Source organism: Paenibacillus sp. fava2 (assembly GCF_058313675.1).
Genome location: NZ_CM177755.1, coordinates 6,599,011 through 6,619,022, shown reverse-complemented (window position 1 = coordinate 6,619,022; position 20,012 = coordinate 6,599,011). Strand labels below are relative to the sequence as shown.

Genomic DNA, 20,012 nt, shown 5'->3' with positions numbered 1-20,012 from the left:
AAGGGAGGGCAATGAATGTCGCAGCATTATTACTCCCAGCAGCCGGATGCGCGCCATGACAGACGGACGCTAAACACAGTACTAAGAGGGAAAAGCCTCAAATTTATAAGTGATGCCGGCGTTTTTTCCAAAGGGGATATCGATTACGGAAGCAGGGTGCTGATTGAATCAATCGAGATACCGCGTAATGCGGCAGTTCTTGATGTTGGGTGCGGATACGGGCCTATTGGAATCAGTGCTGCTCTGCTTGCTCCGGAAGGCCATGTTACGATGATCGACATCAACAGCCGTGCGGTAGAGCTTGCCCGCGAGAATGCCGGGAATAATGGTGTAAAGAACATTACGGTGAAAGAAAGTGATGTGCTGTCTGCAGTGCAGGGGCAGAAGTTCGATGTGGTCCTCACCAACCCGCCGATCCGGGCAGGTAAAGCCGTGGTGCATCAGATTTTTGAACAGGCATATGAGCATTTGAACGAGGGCGGAGCGCTGTGGATTGTCATTCAGAAGAAGCAGGGGGCGCCTTCGGCGGTGGCCAAGCTGGAAAGTCTGTTCCCGGTTGTAGAGGAAGTAACAAAGGATAAGGGATACCGCATTATTAAAGCGCAAAAAATAGTTGAATGATTATTGACATGTGCTTTTAATAGTGGTATTATTATAAAATGTCAGTATTAACCTAGGCTCCATGTCTTTAGTTTGCTGAAATGTCAAGTGATATTGTCGCCGGCAAGCGCAAGCCGTTTGGGAAGTTTGTGCGAATTCCGTTCTCTATGTTACTGTCGCGGCGAAGTCCGCCGGGATAATAGTTAATAGCGCATAAACTGTTGCTTGTTGACGTATAATATGTACGTTTTAGGCAAATCTACTGGATAAGGAGTATTTTGGCCATGGATAGATGCGCTCTTTTTTCGAAGATTTCGATAAGGGCTTTTCTTTATTTATGGTCGAATCCTTGTGTTATGGTTCCATTATACGGTTCCAAACAAGGGTTCGCAATCAATTTTTAAGTGAGTAGACATGAGGGGTGAGTAAAGTTGGCAGGACATCTTGTTCAGTATGGTCGACGCACTCGGCGGAGCTATGCGAGAATTAACGAGGTACTCGAGGTCCCGAACCTGATCGAGATCCAACAAAAATCTTACGATTGGTTTTTGGAGGAAGGATTGCGGGAAATGTTCCAGGACATCTCGCCGATCCAGGATTTCACGGGTAATTTGGTGCTTGAGTTCATTGATTACAGCCTGGGTGAACCGAAATATACGGTTGACGACGCTAAAGAGCGGGACGTAACATATGCGGCTCCTCTGCGGGTTAAGGTACGGCTCATTAATAAGGAGACCGGTGAGGTCAAAGAGCAGGAAGTGTTCATGGGAGATTTCCCGCTGATGACGGAGACCGGCACTTTTATTATCAATGGTGCGGAACGGGTTATTGTCAGCCAGTTGGTTCGCTCTCCTAGCGTCTATTTCAGCACAAAAGTGGATAAGAACGGCAAAAAAACCTACACCGCCACAGTAATTCCTAACCGCGGAGCCTGGCTGGAGCTTGAAACGGATGCCAAGGATATCATGTATGTCCGGATCGACCGTACACGTAAAATCCCGGTTACTGTGCTTCTGCGTGCTCTTGGTTTCGGCAGCGATGCCGAGATTCTGGAACTGCTTGGTAATGATGAATATATTCGCAATACGCTGGATAAAGACAACACGGACTCCACGGAAAAAGCGCTTATCGAAATTTATGAGCGTCTGCGTCCGGGCGAACCGCCGACACTTGACAATGCCAAGAGCCTTTTGGTCGCGCGTTTCTTTGATCCTAAGCGCTATGATCTGGCCAATGTCGGCCGCTACAAAATCAACAAAAAGCTGCACATCAAGAACCGTCTGTTCAATCAGCGTCTGGCCCAGCCGCTCGTTGATGAAACAACAGGGGAGATTCTGGCGGAATCCGGTCAAATGGTTGACCGCCGTCTGCTTGATGAGCTGATCCCTTATTTTGAAAAGAACATGGCTGCCAAAAACTACCGCGTAACCGGCGGTGTGTTGGACAGTGAAGATATCCCGCTGCAGACGATCGACGTCTTCTCGCCGATTGAAGAAGGCCGGGTTATCAAGCTGATTGCCAACGGAAACATCGACAAGTCGGTCAAGCATATTACCCAGGCTGATATTATCTCCTCAATCAGCTACTTTATTAATCTGCTGCACGGTATCGGCAATACTGACGATATCGACCACTTGGGTAACCGCCGTTTGCGTTCCGTTGGTGAGCTGCTGCAGAATCAGTTCCGTATTGGTCTTTCCCGTATGGAGCGCGTAGTGCGTGAGAGAATGTCGATCCAGGATGCCAATGCGATTACACCGCAGGCTCTGATCAACATCCGTCCCGTGATTGCGTCCATTAAAGAGTTCTTCGGAAGCTCGCAGTTGTCCCAGTTTATGGACCAGACGAACCCGCTTGCCGAGCTTACGCACAAGCGCCGTCTGTCAGCACTCGGACCCGGCGGTCTGACGCGTGAACGCGCAGGCTTTGAAGTCCGCGACGTTCATCACAGTCACTACGGCCGTATGTGTCCAATCGAAACACCGGAAGGTCCGAATATCGGTCTGATCAACTCCTTGTCGACCTTTGCCCGCATCAATGAGTATGGCTTTATTGAAGCACCGTACCGTTGGGTGGATCCTAAGACAGGTAAGGTTACCGAACAGATTGATTATCTGACTGCCGATGAAGAGGATAACTATGTAGTCGCTCAGGCGAACGTGCAGATCGAGGAAGACGGTACGTTCAAGGAAGAAATGGTTATCGTCCGTTACAACAAAGACTCCGACAACATTACTACAATGCCTAGTAATCGCGTTGACTACATGGACGTTTCGCCAAAACAGGTTGTATCGGTCGCTACGGCGCTCATTCCGTTCCTTGAGAACGATGACTCCAACCGCGCACTGATGGGATCGAACATGCAGCGTCAGGCCGTTCCGCTTCTGATTCCGAAGGCACCGCTTGTCGGCACAGGGATGGAGCATAAATCCGCTAAGGATTCGGGCGTATGTATTGTTTCCAAGTATGACGGTATCATTGAACGCTCCTCGGCTAATGAAATTTGGCTGCGCCGCGTAGAGGCTGTCGACGGCAAGGAAGTTAAAGGCGATATCGTTAAATATAAATTACACAAATTTATGCGTTCGAACCAAGGTACCTGCATTAATCAGCGTCCGCTTGCCAAAAGAGGGGACATTGTTAAGAAGGGTGACATCCTGGCAGATGGTCCTTCCACTGAAATGGGCGAATTGGCCTTGGGCCGCAACGTAGTTGTTGCGTTCATGACATGGGAAGGTTACAACTACGAGGATGCGATCCTGCTGAGTGAAAAGCTGGTTAAGGAAGATGTATACACTTCGATCCACATCGAGGAATATGAATCCGAAGCCCGTGACACGAAGCTGGGACCTGAAGAAATTACCCGCGATATTCCTAACGTGGGTGAAGAGGCTCTGCGCAATCTCGACGAGCGCGGTATTATCCGCATCGGTGCCGAAATCAACGCCGGCGACATTCTTGTTGGTAAAGTTACGCCTAAGGGTGTAACAGAACTGACTGCTGAAGAACGTCTGCTGCACGCGATCTTCGGTGAGAAGGCGCGTGAAGTGCGTGACACCTCGCTGCGCGTTCCTCACGGAAGTGACGGTATCATCGTTGACGTTAAGGTCTTCACCCGCGAGAACGGCGATGAGCTGCCTCCTGGTGTGAATCAGCTGGTCCGCGTCTACATCGCCCAGAAACGTAAGATTTCTGAGGGTGACAAGATGGCGGGACGTCACGGTAACAAGGGTGTCGTTGCACGTATCCTGCCTGAAGAGGATATGCCGTTCCTTCCGGACGGTACACCTGTACAGGTAGTACTGAACCCGCTGGGCGTACCTTCCCGTATGAACATCGGTCAGGTACTGGAGGTTCATATCGGTATGGCTGCACTGCAGCTCGGGATTCACATTGCTACGCCGGTATTCGACGGAGCACGTGAGAACGACGTATTCGACACAATGGAAGAAGCAGGCATGCAGCGCAACGGTAAGACAGTGCTTTATGACGGACGTACAGGCGAGCGCTTCGAGCGCGAAGTTACTGTCGGTGTCATGCACATGATCAAGCTGGCGCACATGGTTGATGATAAGATTCATGCCCGTTCCACCGGTCCTTACTCCCTCGTAACGCAGCAGCCGCTCGGCGGTAAGGCGCAGTTCGGCGGACAGCGCTTCGGGGAAATGGAAGTTTGGGCGCTTGAAGCCTACGGTGCCGCATATACACTGCAAGAGATTTTGACCGTGAAATCCGATGACGTGGTCGGCCGTGTGAAAACATACGAATCCATCGTCAAAGGCGAGAATGTACCGGAACCGGGTGTTCCTGAATCGTTCAAGGTACTCATCAAGGAGCTGCAGTCGCTTGGTATGGACGTAAAAATCCTCAGCGGCGATGAGCAGGAAATCGAGATGAAGGAACTGGATGATGAAGACGAGACGTCAGGCGACAAGCTGAGCCTCAATCTTGAGGGTGCAGAAGTCGGCATCGATTAAGCTGTAGCAGGATAATAATTTCATCTAAAAGGACCGCGCCCTCTTTTGATTTCACCGTCAAGGGAGGGCCTCCGGTACTAAATCAGGATATAGGTTAAGGAGGGTTGCTCCTTGTTGGACGTTAACAATTTTGAATTTATGAAAATCGGGCTTGCTTCTCCGGAAAAAATTCGTTCTTGGTCCCGCGGAGAAGTAAAAAAACCGGAAACCATTAACTACCGTACGCTTAAACCGGAAAAAGAAGGTTTGTTCTGCGAACGTATCTTTGGACCGCAAAAAGACTGGGAATGTCACTGTGGTAAATACAAACGCGTCCGTTATAAGGGCGTTGTCTGCGACCGCTGCGGCGTTGAAGTTACCCGCGCCAAAGTCCGCCGCGAACGTATGGGCCATATTGAGCTGGCAGCTCCGGTATCTCATATCTGGTATTTCAAAGGTATTCCAAGCCGTATGGGTCTGGCTCTGGATATGTCCCCGAGATCGCTTGAAGAGATCATCTATTTCGCATCCTATGTTGTAACAGATCCAGGCGAAACACCGCTGGAGAAGAAGCAGCTCCTGTCCGAAAAAGAATACCGCAGCTATCGTGAAAAGTACGGCTACGGATTCCAGGCAGGCATGGGTGCAGAAGCAGTCAAAAAACTGCTCCAGGATATCGACATCGAGAAGGAATTGGAATTCCTCAAGGAAGAGCTGCGCACGGCTCAAGGCCAGCGCCGTAACCGGGCGATCAAACGCCTTGAAGTTATTGAAGCCTTCCGTAACTCCGGCAACAAACCTGACTGGATGATCATGGATGTACTCCCGGTAATTCCGCCGGAGCTTCGTCCGATGGTTCAGCTGGATGGCGGCCGTTTTGCTACGTCTGACCTTAATGACCTGTACCGCCGTGTAATCAACCGTAATAACCGTCTTAAGAGACTGCTGGATCTGGGTGCTCCTGACATCATCGTGCAGAACGAAAAACGTATGCTTCAGGAAGCTGTCGATGCTCTAATCGACAACGGCCGCCGCGGCCGTCCTGTAACAGGCCCTGGTAACCGTCCGCTCAAATCCCTCAGCCATATGCTGAAGGGTAAACAGGGACGTTTCCGCCAGAACTTGCTCGGTAAACGTGTTGACTACTCCGGACGTTCTGTTATCGTTGTAGGACCATATCTGAAGATGTACCAATGCGGTCTTCCTAAGAAAATGGCTCTGGAACTTTTCAAGCCGTTTGTTATGAAAGAACTGGTTAACAAAGGCCTTGCCCACAACATCAAGAGTGCGAAGCGCAAAGTAGAGCGCGTTAGCCCTGAAGTATGGGATGTTCTTGAAGAAGTAATCAGAGAGCACCCGGTTCTGCTGAACCGTGCCCCTACGCTGCACAGACTGGGTATCCAGGCATTTGAACCGATCCTGGTTGAAGGCCATGCTATCCGGCTCCACCCGCTCGTATGTACGGCTTACAACGCCGACTTTGACGGTGACCAGATGGCGGTGCACGTTCCACTGTCTGCTGAAGCTCAAGCAGAAGCGCGTCTCCTGATGCTGGCATCCGGCAACATCCTTAACCCTAAGGACGGTAAGCCGGTTGTTACCCCTTCCCAGGATATGGTCCTCGGTACATTCTACCTGACCATGGACAACAAGGAAGAGAAGGGCACAGGTATGATCCTGCGTAATGTGAATGAGGCTGTATCAGCTTACCAGCGCGGAACTGCAGGACTGCATGCACGTGTAGCTATTCCGGTTAAAGCCCTGGGTAAAACCAGCTTTACGGATGAGCAGCAGGGTGCAATGCTGATCACAACGATCGGTAAAATTATCTTTAACGAAATCTATCCAAGCAGCTTCCCGTATATCAACGAAGCTACCAAAGCGAACCTGCTTCAGGGTACTCCTGAGAAATACTTTATCTACGAAAAAGGTGCCGATATCCGCGAACGCATTATGAATGCTGCGGACGCCAGTGCTGTAGGTAAGGAATACCTCGGTCTGATTATCGCCCGCTGCTTCGAGACTTACCATACAACCAAAACTTCTGTAATTCTTGATAAAATCAAACAGCTTGGCTTCACGTATTCTACACGTTCCGGTGTAACAGTTGCCGTATCCGACGTAGTAGTACCTGAAGAAAAGACTAAGATTCTGGAAGAATCGGATGCTAAGGTCAACGTGGTTGCCAACCAGTACCGCCGTGGTCTGATCACTAACGATGAACGCTATGACCGTGTTATTGAAATCTGGTCGAAGACGAAGGATGAGCTTACTAACATCCTGCTGAAATCGATGGACCGCTTTAACTCGATCATGCTCATGGTAGATTCCAAGGCGCGCGGTAACAAATCGCAGATTACCCAGCTGGGCGGTATGCGTGGTCTGATGGCGACACCTTCCGGACGTATCTTCGAATTGCCGATCAAAGCGAATTTCCGTGAAGGTCTGACCGTCCTCGAGTACTTTATCTCGACGCACGGAGCGCGTAAAGGTCTGGCCGATACGGCGCTGCGTACAGCGGACTCCGGTTACCTGACCCGCCGTCTCGTAGACGTTGCGCAGGACGTAATCGTCCGCGAAGAGGATTGCGGTACGGATAAGGGCTTCACTGTAAGCCGTATCCAGGATGGTAAAGAAGTTATTGAAGATCTGTATGACCGTATTGAAGGCCGTTATTCCTTCGAAACAGTCCGTCATCCGGAAACGAAGGAAATCATCGTTCACCGTAACGATCTGATTGACTCCGACAAGGCTGAAGAGATTGTTAACGCTGGTGTAACCAAGCTGCAAATCCGCTCTGTCCTGAGCTGCCGTGCCCGTCACGGGGTCTGCAAAAAATGCTACGGACGTAACCTGGCAACAGGTAAGTTCGTGGAAATCGGGGAAGCTGTCGGCATTATTGCCGCACAATCCATCGGTGAGCCGGGAACCCAGCTTACCATGCGTACGTTCCATACCGGGGGTGTTGCCGGTGATGACATCACGCAAGGTTTGCCGCGTATCCAGGAGTTGTTCGAAGCCCGTAACCCTAAAGGTCAGGCAACAATCAGTGAGATTGACGGGGTAATCAAGGAAATCCGTGAAACCAAGGACCGCCGCGAAATCGAGGTTCAAGGGGAAGCTGAATCCAAGACCTACTCCATCACTTACGGTTCACGTCTGCGTGTCAGCGAAGGCCAGGAGATTGAAGCTGGGGATGAGCTGACAGACGGTTCGATCGACCCTAAGGAAATGCTGCGCATCAAGGGTATCCGCGGGGTACAAAACTACATTCTGCAGGAAGTACAGCGCGTATACCGTAACCAGGGTGTAGAAATTAACGATAAGCACATCGAAGTAATGATCAAGCAGATGCTGCGCAAGATCCGTATTATCGATGCCGGAGATACCAATCTCCTGCCGGGCGCATTTGCGGATATTCAGGAATTTGAAGCAGCCAACAAGGAAGCTATTCTTTCCGGCAAGGAGCCTGCAGTTGCCAAGCCGGTACTGCTCGGTATTACCAAGGCTTCCCTGGAGACAGATTCCTTCCTGTCTGCAGCGTCCTTCCAGGAGACTACCCGCGTCCTCACAGATGCAGCAATTAAGGGTAAAGTCGACAAACTGCTCGGACTTAAAGAAAATGTTATCATTGGTAAGCTGATCCCTGCGGGAACCGGTATGAACCGGTACCGTAATGTGAAGCTGAGCGATCCGAATGAAGAGAGCGAGCAAGAGGCTCTAGAAACGGTTACGGCCGAGTAATATATTAATTATGGCAGACAGATTCCGCGCCGCGGGGGCAGTATCCCGCGGCGCGGCTGACTGCTGTGAGTATATAAAAAAAATATTTCTCAATTGCTTGACATCATCTTCTGATAATGCTAATATATCTAAGGTGCGTGAGTGGCCTTGTTATTCTTGTTCATTGGAGGTAATGTTTATTATGACTGATGATAGAGGATTACAAGATGCTCAGGTCAAGATCGGTACCAAGCAAACCGTCAAGGCGGTGGAATTGGGCCAGGCCGCAGAAGTCTATGTGGCAGAGGACGGAGATCAACGGCTTACTTCCAGAATTGTTATGCTTTGTAACAAACAAGGTGTGAAGATCACATATGTGGACACAATGCTGAATTTGGGCAAAGCCTGTGGTATAGAAGTTGGTGCTGCTATGGCAGCCGTCTTAAAGCAATAGCATTAGATCTGTTTTTGTACCGGGGGTACACTCCGGCAGCAAAAACTTTTCATTTGTCTTTTTATGAACCACCTGGGTCTGTGGACTTAAAGTTCATGAAACGATTATCATTTCAGGAAGGGGGTGGCACAACAAATGCCAACTATTAATCAACTGGTTCGTAAAGGCCGTCAAGCCAAAATCGACAAATCCAAATCTCCCGCTCTTCAAAAAGGTTTCAACGCCCTGAAGCGTGAGGCTACAAATTTGAGCGCCCCGCAAAAACGCGGTGTGTGCACTCGTGTAGGCACAATGACTCCGAAGAAACCGAACTCCGCGCTTCGTAAATACGCTCGTGTGCGTTTGACGAACAAGGTCGAGGTTACTGCTTACATCCCGGGTATCGGACACAACCTGCAAGAGCACAGCGTGGTACTGATCCGCGGTGGACGCGTAAAAGACCTTCCAGGGGTACGTTACCATATCGTTCGCGGCGCGCTGGATACAGCAGGCGTGAACAACCGGATGCAGGCTCGCTCCAAGTACGGTGCGAAACGTCCTAAAGTTAAGAAATAAGGTTAAACTACATTCCGTAATAACCATTTAAGAAAGGGGGATATCCATGCCACGCAAAGGTCCAGTTACTAAGAGAGACGTACTTCCGGATCCATTGTATAATAGCAAGTTGGTTACTCGTTTGATCAACCGCATTATGCTGGATGGTAAAAGAGGTGTCGCTCAAAGCATTCTGTATAACTCGTTCAAGCTTATTCAAGAACGTACAGGTAAAGAACCGATGGAAGTTTTCGAAGCTGCCATCAAGAATATCATGCCGGTCCTGGAAGTTAAGGCTCGTCGTGTCGGCGGTGCTAACTACCAGGTACCTATCGAGGTTAAGCCTGAGAGACGTACTGCTTTGGGATTACGTTGGCTCGTGAACTACTCACGCAACCGCGGTGAGAAGACTATGGAAGAGCGTTTGGCGGCTGAGATCATCGACGCTTCCAACAACACAGGCGCTTCCGTTAAGAAACGCGAAGACACACACAAAATGGCTGAAGCGAACAAAGCGTTTGCTCACTACCGCTGGTAGGATTAAGGCTGTTCAAATAATCGATATTCTGAAGGGAGACCCATTTCATGGCAAGAGAGTTCTCCTTAAAAGATACACGTAATATCGGGATCATGGCACATATTGATGCTGGTAAGACTACTACTACTGAGCGGATTCTTTTCTACACAGGCCGTACGCACAAAATCGGTGAAGTTCACGAGGGCGCTGCTACAATGGACTGGATGGAACAAGAACAAGAGCGCGGAATCACCATTACTTCCGCTGCTACTACTGCTGCTTGGAAGGGTCACCGCATCAATATCATTGATACCCCAGGACACGTTGACTTCACAGTTGAAGTTGAACGTTCCCTGCGTGTATTGGATGGAGCAGTAGGTGTTTTCAGTGCGAAAGAAGGCGTTGAGCCACAGTCTGAAACTGTATGGAGACAGGCTGACCGGTATGGCGTTCCTCGTATCGCATATGTAAACAAGATGGATATCATCGGTGCGGACTTCCTTAACGTTGTTCAAAGCATGCGTGATCGTCTGCAAGCCAATGCAGTTGCAATCCAATTGCCAATCGGCGCCGAAAATGATTTCGTTGGTATCATTGACCTGGTTGAGCAAAAAGCTCATATGTTTAAAGACGATCTGGGTCAAAACATCGAAATCACAGATATTCCGGCTGAGTATCTGGAACAAGTTGAAGAGCTGCGTCTTGAGCTGATCGAGAAAGTAGCAGAACTTGATGAAGATCTCACTATGAAGTATCTGGAAGGCGAAGAACTTACAATTGAAGAGATCAAAGCTGCACTGCGCAAAGGCGTAGTTGAAGTTAAGATCTTCCCTGTAATTGCTGGATCTTCCTACCGTAACAAAGGTGTTCAGCTTATGATGGATGCTGTCGTTGATTATCTGCCGTCCCCGGTAGATGTACCAGCGATCCAAGGTCACTTGGAAGACGGTACAGAAGCGGTTCGTCATTCTTCGGATGAAGAACCATTCTCTGCACTGGCATTCAAGATCATGACTGACCCTTATGTTGGTAAACTCACGTTCTTCCGTGTATACTCCGGTATTCTGGAATCTGGTTCTTATGTAGTTAACGCTACTAAGGGCAAACGTGAGCGTATCGGCCGTATTCTGCAGATGCACGCTAACAGCCGTCAAGAAATCTCCATCGTTTACGCTGGTGATATCGCGGCAGCCGTTGGTCTGAAGGACACAAGTACTGGCGATACCCTTTGCGACGAGAAGCACCCGGTTATCCTGGAGTCAATGAACTTCCCTGATCCGGTTATCGAAATCGCAGTTGAACCAAAAACCAAAGCCGACCAAGATAAGATGGGCGTTGCTCTCGGTAAGCTGACTGAAGAGGATCCTACTCTTCGTGCGCATACTGATGAAGAAACTGGCCAAACCATCCTGGCAGGTATGGGTGAGCTTCACCTTGACATTATCATCGACCGTATGCGCCGCGAGTTCAAAGTAGAAACCAACGTGGGTAAACCACAGGTTGCTTACCGCGAAACATTCAAGGCTCCAGCACGTGTCGAAGGTAAATTCGTTCGCCAGTCCGGCGGTCGCGGTCAGTACGGTCACGTATGGGTTGAATTCGAACCTCTCGAGCCAGGTACTGGCAGCCAGTTCGAAAGTAAAGTTGTCGGTGGTTCTGTACCAAGAGAATACATCGCTCCTGCACTTGCCGGTATTGAAGAGCAGATGAAAAACGGCGTTCTTGCAGGCTTCCCGCTTGTAGACGTTAAGGCAACCATCGTTGATGGTTCTTACCATGATGTTGACTCCAACGAAATGGCGTTCAAAATCGCCGGCTCGATGGCACTCAAAGCAGCAAAAGACAAGTGTAAGCCTGTCCTGCTTGAGCCAATCATGAAAGTGGAAGTAACTGTTCCTGAGGAATATATGGGCGATGTTATGGGTATGCTGAACTCCCGTCGCGGTAGAATCGAAGGTATGGATTCCCGTGGTGGTGCGCAGATTATCCGTGCCAAGGTGCCTCTTTCCGAAATGTTCGGATACTCCACAACTCTCCGTTCCGGTACTCAAGGACGCGGCGTATTCTCGATGGAACTTTCGCACTACGAAGAAGTGCCTAAGACTATTGCAGAAGAAATCGTATCCAAGAACAAGGGCGCTGAGTAATTACGTTTTTAACTTGCCGTCCGCTGCTATCCCAGTCATCTAAGAATTGCTTGTAAACGGGCGGCTCAAATATAAGGAACCCCACATTAAAGGAGGAACTGTTCAAATGGCAAAGGCAAAGTTTGAACGTAACAAACCGCACGTTAACATCGGTACTATCGGTCACGTCGACCATGGTAAAACGACTCTGACTGCTGCAATCACAACTGTATTGTCCAAAAAATACGGCGGTGCTGCTGTAGCATTCGACCAAATCGATAAAGCTCCAGAAGAGCGCGAACGTGGTATCACTATCTCCACAGCTCACGTTGAATATGAAACTCCTAACCGTCACTACGCACACGTAGACTGCCCTGGACACGCCGACTATGTTAAAAACATGATCACTGGCGCAGCGCAGATGGACGGAGCGATCCTGGTTGTATCCGCAGCTGACGGCCCAATGCCACAGACTCGCGAGCACATCCTGCTCTCCCGTCAGGTAGGCGTTCCTTACATCGTTGTATTCCTGAACAAATGCGACATGGTTGAAGACGAAGAGTTGCTTGAACTGGTTGAAATGGAAGTTCGCGATCTGCTGAGCGAATACGACTTCCCAGGCGATGACACTCCAATCGTTCGTGGTTCCGCTCGTGAAGCACTGCAGAACCCAGACGGCGAATGGGCTGGTAAGATCGTTGAAATGTTCGAAACTATCGACACTTACATCCCACTGCCTGAGCGTCAAACTGACAAGCCTTTCTTGATGCCAGTCGAAGACGTATTCTCCATCACTGGCCGCGGTACTGTGGCAACTGGTCGCGTAGAACGCGGAACAGTTAAAGTTGGGGAAGAAGTTGAAATCGTGGGTATCCACGAAGAGAAGAAAAAATCCGTTGTTACCGGCGTTGAAATGTTCCGTAAATTGCTCGATTCCGCTCAAGCGGGCGACAACATCGGCGCACTGCTTCGCGGTGTAGACCGTAACAACATCGAGCGCGGTCAAGTATTGGCTAAGCCAAACTCTGTTAACCCGCACACTGAGTTCACTGCTCAGATCTACGTTCTGACTAAAGAAGAAGGCGGACGTCACAAACCATTCTTCACTGGTTACCGTCCACAGTTCTACTTCCGTACAACTGACGTAACAGGTATCATCAACCTGCCAGAAGGTACTGAAATGGTTATGCCTGGTGATAACATCACTGTAACCGTACAACTGATCTCCCCAATCGCGATTGAAGAAGGTACTAAATTCTCCATTCGTGAAGGTGGACGTACAGTTGGTGCAGGTTCCGTAGCATCCATCCAGAAATAATTCGGCTCTATCCATTAGGATAGAACGAGTATAAGAGCAGGGGTTCTTCTTCGGAAGAACTCCTGTTTTTTTTTGCATAATAAAAACTCTACCCTTGGAGGATATCCCCTGTGGATAGAGTTTGCAGGTGGCTGAAAATTAGATCTCCTTAGCGTAAGCAGGTCCCGGCAGCTTGGATATTACGACATGAAGACTGGCCGGAGCGTTGCCGCTGTTACGGTATGCAAAAACTTCATCATCAGCAATGTGGATAACATCACCTTCAGTAAATTCCGAATCAGCTTCATTCACAGTAATCGTTCCGTTTCCTTTGAGGGCATAAATATACACATCTGCTCCAGGATGCGTATGTGCCGGAAGCTGCTGGCCCGGCATGAAGTTAAGCACGAATACTACGCTGTCCCCCTTTTGGAACAGCACTTTTTTGGTGAAACGCTCCTCCAGATGTTGAATAGCATCGTTAATATGTTTCTTTTCCATGTTGATCTCCCGCTTTCCATTAGTTTTCCCCTGAGGGTTATAGCTTTACTTCATACTCGCAATACTCATGACCTGTAGCGTTACATTTGATTTCTCTGACACTGACCCTGCGTCCCAGCAGCTTGCTCAAGGCTCCCTCAAGAATGGCACCTTCCAGATCACAAATCATTTTCTCTTCTTCCAGTGTCGGCAAACCTTTACAGAAACAGTCCTCTACAGCAATATTCAACCTGTGTTCATCGGAGTAAACAATGTGCGGAATACCTATTTTTAGCTCTTCAAAAAGAGCTAGGAGGTCATCCACACTAGTAACGGGAAGACTTTCACCGATTTTTCTTCCTACAGTAAGAGTTGTACCTTTACCGCCCATAGGCAAACCCTGGTTCATGCCAATCAGTCTGATTGTGCGGAACAGCTCCAGCGGCACCATGTTGCCTAGTCTGGCTCTGTTCATCTTTTGCATATCCTCAAAAGTATACTGCTGCATAGATGTCCATCTCCTCTATAATCTCTGTCTATATTATGGAGGAAAGGAAGCCGGCAATCCTTGATTCAGATCAAGTTTTTCTGAAATATTGTGCGTGGGGTCACCGGAGAGTCAACCGATTCCTGCTATGTTGGCTTCAGGTGATTAGGAAGGAACGATATAAAATGAAATGTAATGAATGCCATCAGAATTCCTGTGTCCGCCAGGTACCGGTGTTTCTGGGTTTGCCGGATCATGAGCTGCACAAGGTGGAATCTATCATAGAATCCAGATTTTACACAAAAGGCAGCCTGGTATTCAGGGAAGGTGAGCAGTCGGACTCCCTGTTTGTTGTAAACAACGGATTAATTAAACTGACCCAAACCAGTAAAGAGGGAAAACAGCATATTCTCCGCTTTCTTTTTCCGGGGGATTACTTTGGACAGTTTGCCCTGCTTCATAACAAGCATCACTATGCCACAGCTGAGGTGGTGGAGAGCGGATCCATTTGCCGGATGCGGCGTGAGGATTTTATTCCGCTTTTAGCGAGTAACGCCGGGCTTGCCTTCAGCTTTCTGATGTCAGTTAGTGAGCAGTTGCAGCAGGCAGATGAGCTTGCGGGAGCACTGCATATTTTTGAAGCGGAGAAGAGACTGGCGAGGCTTCTGCTCCATCTATACTCCAGACAGTCACTGCTGAGCGGCGGGGAGAAGGAGTATAGCCTCCATCTGCCGGCTGCCAAAAAAGAGTTCGCAGCCATGATTGGGACAACGCCGGAAACACTCAGCCGCAAGCTGAACAAGCTGGAGCACATGAAGATCATCAGGATGAATAACAGGACAGTTACTATATTGGATATGCTGTCACTGTCCCAGATTGCAGAAATTACGATGTAGAACAAGAGTTCGTATGATGCCTTTCTATATCTAATGGCGGATAAAGAATGGATAATATCCTTCGATTCGACAATAAAAGACATAAAACTACGTAAAACATCGTTATATACAACATTTTTCTACAAAATATTACTTAAAATTCTTTACAATTCTCTCTCAGGTAGGTTAGAATATTGCTATATTTGCAATGCTAATATTTAGAAATTCAGGGAGAGTGGAAGTATGGGGAAGTGTCCTTTTTCTTTTATGCATGGCATCCAGTTACGTAAGACTAATGAGGTTTCTCCCGATACGCCCCCCATGGACAGCGAGCCTTTTGCACCCATTGCCACAGCAGCTTTTCACAGCCTTAGCGGACATGATGAGTTGAATGAACAAATGCGGATGATTGACCTCACAGAGGAGGATTTAAGTCTGCTGCGCCTGATGAAGCCTACTGTAGAACGTGAAATCGATTTTATTACCGATCAGTTCTACAATACCGTTCTCGGTGTTAACAAGCTGGAAGCCATCATTCTGGAGCATAGCAGTATCGAACGCCTCAAAAGAACGCTGAAGGAGCATATTATTGAAATTTTTGACGGTAACGTGGATGAACAATACATAGCCAAGCGGCTAACGATTGCTAAAATTCATAAAAGGGTAGGACTGGAGCCTAAGTGGTATTTATCCGCCTTCCAGAATCTTCAGAATGTTTTTATTACGGTAGTCTATGGTGAAACTCTTAAAGATAATGAACGCTTAAAGGTTGTACAGACCCTGACCAAGCTTCTGAATCTGGAGCAGCAGCTGGTGCTGGAAGCCTATGAGAAGGAGAATATCAGAGAGAAGGAAGAACAGTACCTGGTCGTCAAAAATGAACTGAAGCAGAAAATCGCTGAGTTCAGCGGTGAGCTGGTGGATCTGAGTATGGACACTAATGCGGCTGTAGAGCAGCTGGTGGCCAGCAGCAACGAGGTGAACAATACCTTCCGGCGCACAGCTTCCACCGCTGTAGAGTCACGGGAGATGGCTAAGGATGGACAGGATCAGCTCGGCAGCCTTAGCGGACAGATTAACCTGATTTTTGAGAGCACCAATGAGATGGAGCGCTCGGTTAATGAGCTCAGCAGCTCTTCCCAGCAGATTCAGCGGATTGTGGCCGCCGTACAGGATATTGCCGATCAGACCAAAATCCTGTCGCTCAATGCTACAATAGAAGCAGCACGTGCAGGAGAGCACGGTAAGGGCTTCAGTGTCGTTGCCAGTGAGGTCAGCCGGCTCGCTGAGGACACGAAGAGTACAGTTATAAGAATCGGTGACTTAACCCACAAATCGGTTGCGTTGACGAATCAGGTGGTCAATGAGATCCGCAAGGTGCAGGAGCTGACAAAGAGCGGCAAAGAGCAGTCAGTAGAGACGAGCAGGCTGTTCAGCGAAATCGTTGATTCCATGCAATCCAGTACACAGGAGATCGTAGTTGTGGAGGAAGAGATCAGGGTGCTCATTCAGACTATAGAAGGAATCGGTGCTACAACAGCACAAAGTGCGGCTTCAGCAGAATATTTTAGATCAGCAACGGATAATCTTTAATCCTGGAGTACTATTTATATAGAAGAAAACAGTTTATGAAAAAAACATGAGCTGTTTTTTTATTTTCGCTTGCAAAGTATGCGCCTATTATATATAATAATAAATGTTGTTCTGAGACGTTGCGATGATGTGAGAGGTTACTGACACACCCGGCCCCTTTGCCATGAGGTCGACGTCAGAAAATTTTCACGGAGTATGTCCGATAATAAATTGGGCGATAGAAGGAGGGACTAAAATGGCAAAGCAAAAAATTCGTATCCGCTTGAAAGCATACGACCACAGAATTCTTGATCAATCCGCAGAGAAAATCGTTGAAACAGCAAAACGTTCCGGTGCTGGTGTATCCGGGCCGATCCCGCTGCCAACTGAGAAGCAAATCATTACTATTCTCCGTGCGGTACACAAGTACAAGGATTCCCGTGAACAGTTTGAACAACGGACTCACAAGCGTCTGATCGACATTGTGAACCCGACACCACAGACTGTGGATGCCTTGATGCGCTTGGACCTGCCGTCCGGTGTAGATATCGAAATCAAATTGTAATTCTACCACTTTAGTAACTAGGAAAAGAAAAGAGGTGTCAACATGAAAGGTATCTTAGGAAAAAAACTCGGTATGACTCAAGTGTTTACTCCAGAAGGTAACGTGATCGCTGTATCGGTTATCGAAGCTGGGCCTTGTGTGGTACTGCAAAAGAAAGACCTGAATATCGACGGATATGAAGCAGTGCAGTTGGGCTTTGCAGATAAGAAGGAAAGCCGCTCCAACAAGCCTGAACAGGGTCACGCCAAAAAGGCAAATGCAACACCTAAGCGCTACGTTCGCGAAATTCGCGGTGTTGACCTCGGGGCACTCGAGGTTGGACAAGAGCTGAAGGCTGACGTCTTCGCTGAAGGCGAATTTGTTGACGTAACTGGTACTTCCAAAGGTAAAGGATTCCAAGGTGTTATCAAACGCTGGGGTCAAAGCCGCGGACCAATGGCTCACGGTTCCCGCTACCACAGAAGACCGGGCTCCATGGGTTCCATTCAAGCTAACCGCGTTCCTAAGGGCAAACGCCTGCCAGGACACATGGGTCACACGACCGTAACGGTTCAAAGACTTGAAATCATCAAAGTAGACGTTGAACGCAACGTATTGCTGGTTAAAGGCGCTATCCCAGGTCCTAAGAACAGCTTCGTGAAAGTTAAAGAATCCGTTAAGAAATAATTACTGAAGAAAGGAGGAACATGAAATGCCAAAAGTAACACTTTTTAATATCAGTGGTAACGAAGTTGGCGAAGTTGAACTGAGCGAAACAGTATTCGGTATCGAGCCGAACGTGCATGTCCTGCACGAAGCTGCGCTTATGCAGAGGGCTTCCCTTCGTCGTGGTACACACAAAGTAAAAGGACGTTCTGAAGTTCGTGGCGGCGGACGCAAGCCTTGGAAACAAAAAGGTACAGGTCGCGCTCGTCAAGGCTCCATCCGTTCTCCACAATGGAAAGGCGGCGGCGTTGTCTTCGGACCTACTCCACGCAGCTATTCCTGGAAACTGCCTAAGAAAGTTCGCCGTTTGGCCATCAAATCCGCGTTGTCCTCGAAAGTTATCGGGAACGACATTATCGTATTGGATAGCCTGACACTGAATGCTCCGAAGACGAAAGAATTCGCAGCGATTCTGAACAACCTGAAGGTAGACAGCAAAGCGTTGATCGTAGCTCCTAGCTATGATGATAACGTAGCGCTTTCCGCTCGTAACATCCCAGGGGTGAAATTCGTAGCGGCTGACGGCATCAATGTTCTTGACGTACTGACGTACGACAAACTGATCATCACCAAGGAAGCAGTTCTGAAGGTAGAGGAGGTGTTCGCGTAATGAAAGATCCTCGTGATATTATCAAACGTCCGGTGATTACGGAACGCACATCCGACTACATGAGCGAATTGAAATATGCTTTTGAAGTGGATATCCGTGCTAACAAGACCGAAATCAAAAAAGCCGTTGAGGCTATTTTCAAAGTAAAAGTCGTTAGTGTGAACACTATGCGCGTACCTGGTAAACTGAAACGTTACGGCAAATACTCCGGATACACTCCAGAGTGGAAAAAAGCCATCGTGAAGCTTAGCCCGGACAGCAAGCCGCTTGAATTCTTTGAAGCGGTAGAATAATACTCTTAAAGTAAGGAGGGAACTATAGTGCCAATCAAAAAGTACAAACCGACCTCTCCGGCAAGACGCGCAATGTCCGTGTCTACGTTTGAAGAAATCACAACAAACCAGCCTGAGAAATCGTTGCTTGCGCCGCTGAGCAAAAAAGCGGGACGTAACAACCAAGGTAAAATTACGGTTCGTCACCACGGCGGCGGACACAAACGTAAATACCGTATCATCGACTTCAAACGGACTAAAGACGGCATACCAGGTAGCGTTGCTACAATCGAGTATGACCCGAACCGTACTTCCAATATTGCTTTGATCCACTATGCCGATGGAGAGAAACGTTACATCCTCGCTCCTAAAGGACTTAAAGTTGGGGATAAAGTTGAGTCCGGCCCTGCAGCCGACATCAAAATTGGTAACGCACTTCCACTGGCTAACATTCCAGTTGGTACAGTTATCCACAACATCGAGTTGAAACCAGGTAAAGGCGGACAGCTGGTTCGCGCTGCTGGTACTGAAGCTCAATTGCTGGGTAAAGAAGAAAAATACGTATCCGTTCGTTTGACATCCGGTGAGGTTCGCAGAATTCTCAGCGTATGCCGTGCGACAATCGGTTCCGTAGGTAACGAAGATCACGAGCTGATCAAAATCGGTAAAGCTGGACGCAGTCGCTGGCTTGGCCAACGTCCTGAAGTTCGCGGGGTAGTAATGAACCCTAACGATCACCCACACGGTGGTGGTGAAGGCCGCGCTCCAATCGGACGTAAATCGCCTATGTCTCCTTGGGGTAAACCAACCCTCGGCTACAAAACGCGTAAGAAAAACAAGGCATCTGATAAATATATCGTTCGCCGCCGCACGAAATAAGACGCTTCTCTATAAGTCAGCTTAACGCGAAGCGTCGAATTCGCGGTTTGAAGAACCGGATGAAGGGAGGATTCATACATGGGTCGCAGTTTAAAAAAGGGGCCGTTCATTGATGGCTACCTGCTGAAAAAAGTTGAGGAACTGAACGCGGCAGACAAGAAAGTCGTAGTAAAAACCTGGTCCCGTCGCTCAACTATTTTCCCTCAGTTTATCGGACATACGTTTGGTGTATATGACGGCCGCAAACACGTGCCAGTATACGTAACGGAAGATATGGTAGGTCACAAATTGGGCGAGTTCGCGCCAACACGTACTTACAAAGGCCACGCGGGTGACGATAAGAAAACAAGAAGATAATTA

General features: G+C 48.6%; 18 protein-coding genes. 16 read left to right on the top strand and 2 right to left on the bottom strand.

The genetic code is table 11. The annotated features are described in order from the left end of the window. Positions 1 to 15: 15 nt before the first annotated feature. From AC4G46_RS29275 to tuf, 8 genes are all read left to right on the top strand, one after another. Positions 16 to 621, top strand: a complete 606-nt coding sequence (locus tag AC4G46_RS29275; protein ID WP_491125736.1) for a class I SAM-dependent methyltransferase — start codon at positions 16 to 18, stop codon at positions 619 to 621. Positions 622 to 1,031: 410 nt separating this feature from the next. Continuing rightward, positions 1,032 to 4,577, top strand: a complete 3,546-nt coding sequence (gene rpoB / locus AC4G46_RS29270; protein WP_491125735.1) for a DNA-directed RNA polymerase subunit beta — start codon at positions 1,032 to 1,034, stop codon at positions 4,575 to 4,577. A gap of 111 nt (positions 4,578 to 4,688) precedes the next feature. After that, a complete protein-coding gene (gene rpoC / locus AC4G46_RS29265) occupies positions 4,689 to 8,300 on the top strand; it encodes a DNA-directed RNA polymerase subunit beta' (protein ID WP_491125734.1) in 3,612 nt (1,203 codons plus the stop codon). Between the two features lie 181 nt (positions 8,301 to 8,481). Further along, on the top strand, positions 8,482 to 8,733 hold the full coding sequence (locus tag AC4G46_RS29260) for a ribosomal L7Ae/L30e/S12e/Gadd45 family protein (RefSeq protein ID WP_042131229.1): 252 nt from the start codon (positions 8,482 to 8,484) through the stop codon (positions 8,731 to 8,733). Positions 8,734 to 8,868: 135 nt separating this feature from the next. After that, positions 8,869 to 9,288 (top strand): 30S ribosomal protein S12, encoded by a 420-nt coding sequence (rpsL, locus tag AC4G46_RS29255; RefSeq protein ID WP_491125733.1) that lies wholly within the window; start codon positions 8,869 to 8,871, stop codon positions 9,286 to 9,288. Positions 9,289 to 9,334: 46 nt separating this feature from the next. Further along, positions 9,335 to 9,805 (top strand): 30S ribosomal protein S7, encoded by a 471-nt coding sequence (gene rpsG / locus AC4G46_RS29250; protein ID WP_019908219.1) that lies wholly within the window; start codon positions 9,335 to 9,337, stop codon positions 9,803 to 9,805. Between the two features lie 47 nt (positions 9,806 to 9,852). Beyond that, a complete protein-coding gene (fusA, locus tag AC4G46_RS29245; RefSeq protein ID WP_491125732.1) occupies positions 9,853 to 11,931 on the top strand; it encodes an elongation factor G in 2,079 nt (692 codons plus the stop codon). Positions 11,932 to 12,037: 106 nt separating this feature from the next. Further along, positions 12,038 to 13,228 carry an elongation factor Tu gene (gene tuf / locus AC4G46_RS29240; protein WP_068727680.1) on the top strand — a complete coding sequence of 397 codons (1,191 nt, stop codon included), beginning with the start codon at positions 12,038 to 12,040 and terminating at the stop codon, positions 13,226 to 13,228. Positions 13,229 to 13,366: 138 nt separating this feature from the next. On the opposite strand, the gene AC4G46_RS29235 is transcribed toward tuf, so the two are convergent. Both AC4G46_RS29235 and AC4G46_RS29230 read right to left on the bottom strand, forming a co-directional pair. Further along, the gene (locus AC4G46_RS29235) at positions 13,367 to 13,708 is read right to left on the bottom strand and encodes a cupin domain-containing protein (protein ID WP_491125731.1); all 342 of its coding nucleotides are present in this window, start codon (positions 13,706 to 13,708) and stop codon (positions 13,367 to 13,369) included. A gap of 37 nt (positions 13,709 to 13,745) precedes the next feature. Beyond that, entirely contained in the window at positions 13,746 to 14,195 is a 450-nt protein-coding gene (locus AC4G46_RS29230; protein ID WP_491125730.1) for a V4R domain-containing protein, read from the bottom strand. A gap of 164 nt (positions 14,196 to 14,359) precedes the next feature. Here AC4G46_RS29230 and AC4G46_RS29225 point away from each other — a divergent pair, with 164 nt between their 5' ends. From AC4G46_RS29225 to rpsS, 8 genes are all read left to right on the top strand, one after another. Then, a complete protein-coding gene (locus AC4G46_RS29225) occupies positions 14,360 to 15,070 on the top strand; it encodes a Crp/Fnr family transcriptional regulator (RefSeq protein WP_491125729.1) in 711 nt (236 codons plus the stop codon). A gap of 300 nt (positions 15,071 to 15,370) precedes the next feature. Continuing rightward, on the top strand, positions 15,371 to 16,642 hold the full coding sequence (locus AC4G46_RS29220) for a protoglobin domain-containing protein (protein WP_491125728.1): 1,272 nt from the start codon (positions 15,371 to 15,373) through the stop codon (positions 16,640 to 16,642). 235 nt (positions 16,643 to 16,877) lie between these two features. Further along, the gene (gene rpsJ / locus AC4G46_RS29215) at positions 16,878 to 17,186 is read left to right on the top strand and encodes a 30S ribosomal protein S10 (protein ID WP_017692074.1); all 309 of its coding nucleotides are present in this window, start codon (positions 16,878 to 16,880) and stop codon (positions 17,184 to 17,186) included. A gap of 42 nt (positions 17,187 to 17,228) precedes the next feature. Further along, a complete protein-coding gene (gene rplC, locus AC4G46_RS29210) occupies positions 17,229 to 17,852 on the top strand; it encodes a 50S ribosomal protein L3 (RefSeq protein WP_491125727.1) in 624 nt (207 codons plus the stop codon). A gap of 25 nt (positions 17,853 to 17,877) precedes the next feature. Beyond that, complete coding sequence (gene rplD / locus AC4G46_RS29205; protein ID WP_068727664.1) at positions 17,878 to 18,501, top strand: 50S ribosomal protein L4; 624 nt, start codon at positions 17,878 to 17,880, stop codon at positions 18,499 to 18,501. Continuing rightward, complete coding sequence (gene rplW, locus AC4G46_RS29200; RefSeq protein ID WP_068727663.1) at positions 18,501 to 18,794, top strand: 50S ribosomal protein L23; 294 nt, start codon at positions 18,501 to 18,503, stop codon at positions 18,792 to 18,794. The genes rplD and rplW overlap by 1 nt, the downstream gene beginning before the upstream one ends. Before the next feature lie 27 nt (positions 18,795 to 18,821). After that, complete coding sequence (gene rplB, locus AC4G46_RS29195) at positions 18,822 to 19,652, top strand: 50S ribosomal protein L2 (RefSeq protein WP_491125726.1); 831 nt, start codon at positions 18,822 to 18,824, stop codon at positions 19,650 to 19,652. Between the two features lie 78 nt (positions 19,653 to 19,730). After that, complete coding sequence (gene rpsS, locus AC4G46_RS29190) at positions 19,731 to 20,009, top strand: 30S ribosomal protein S19 (protein ID WP_019908227.1); 279 nt, start codon at positions 19,731 to 19,733, stop codon at positions 20,007 to 20,009. Positions 20,010 to 20,012: the final 3 nt, after the last annotated feature.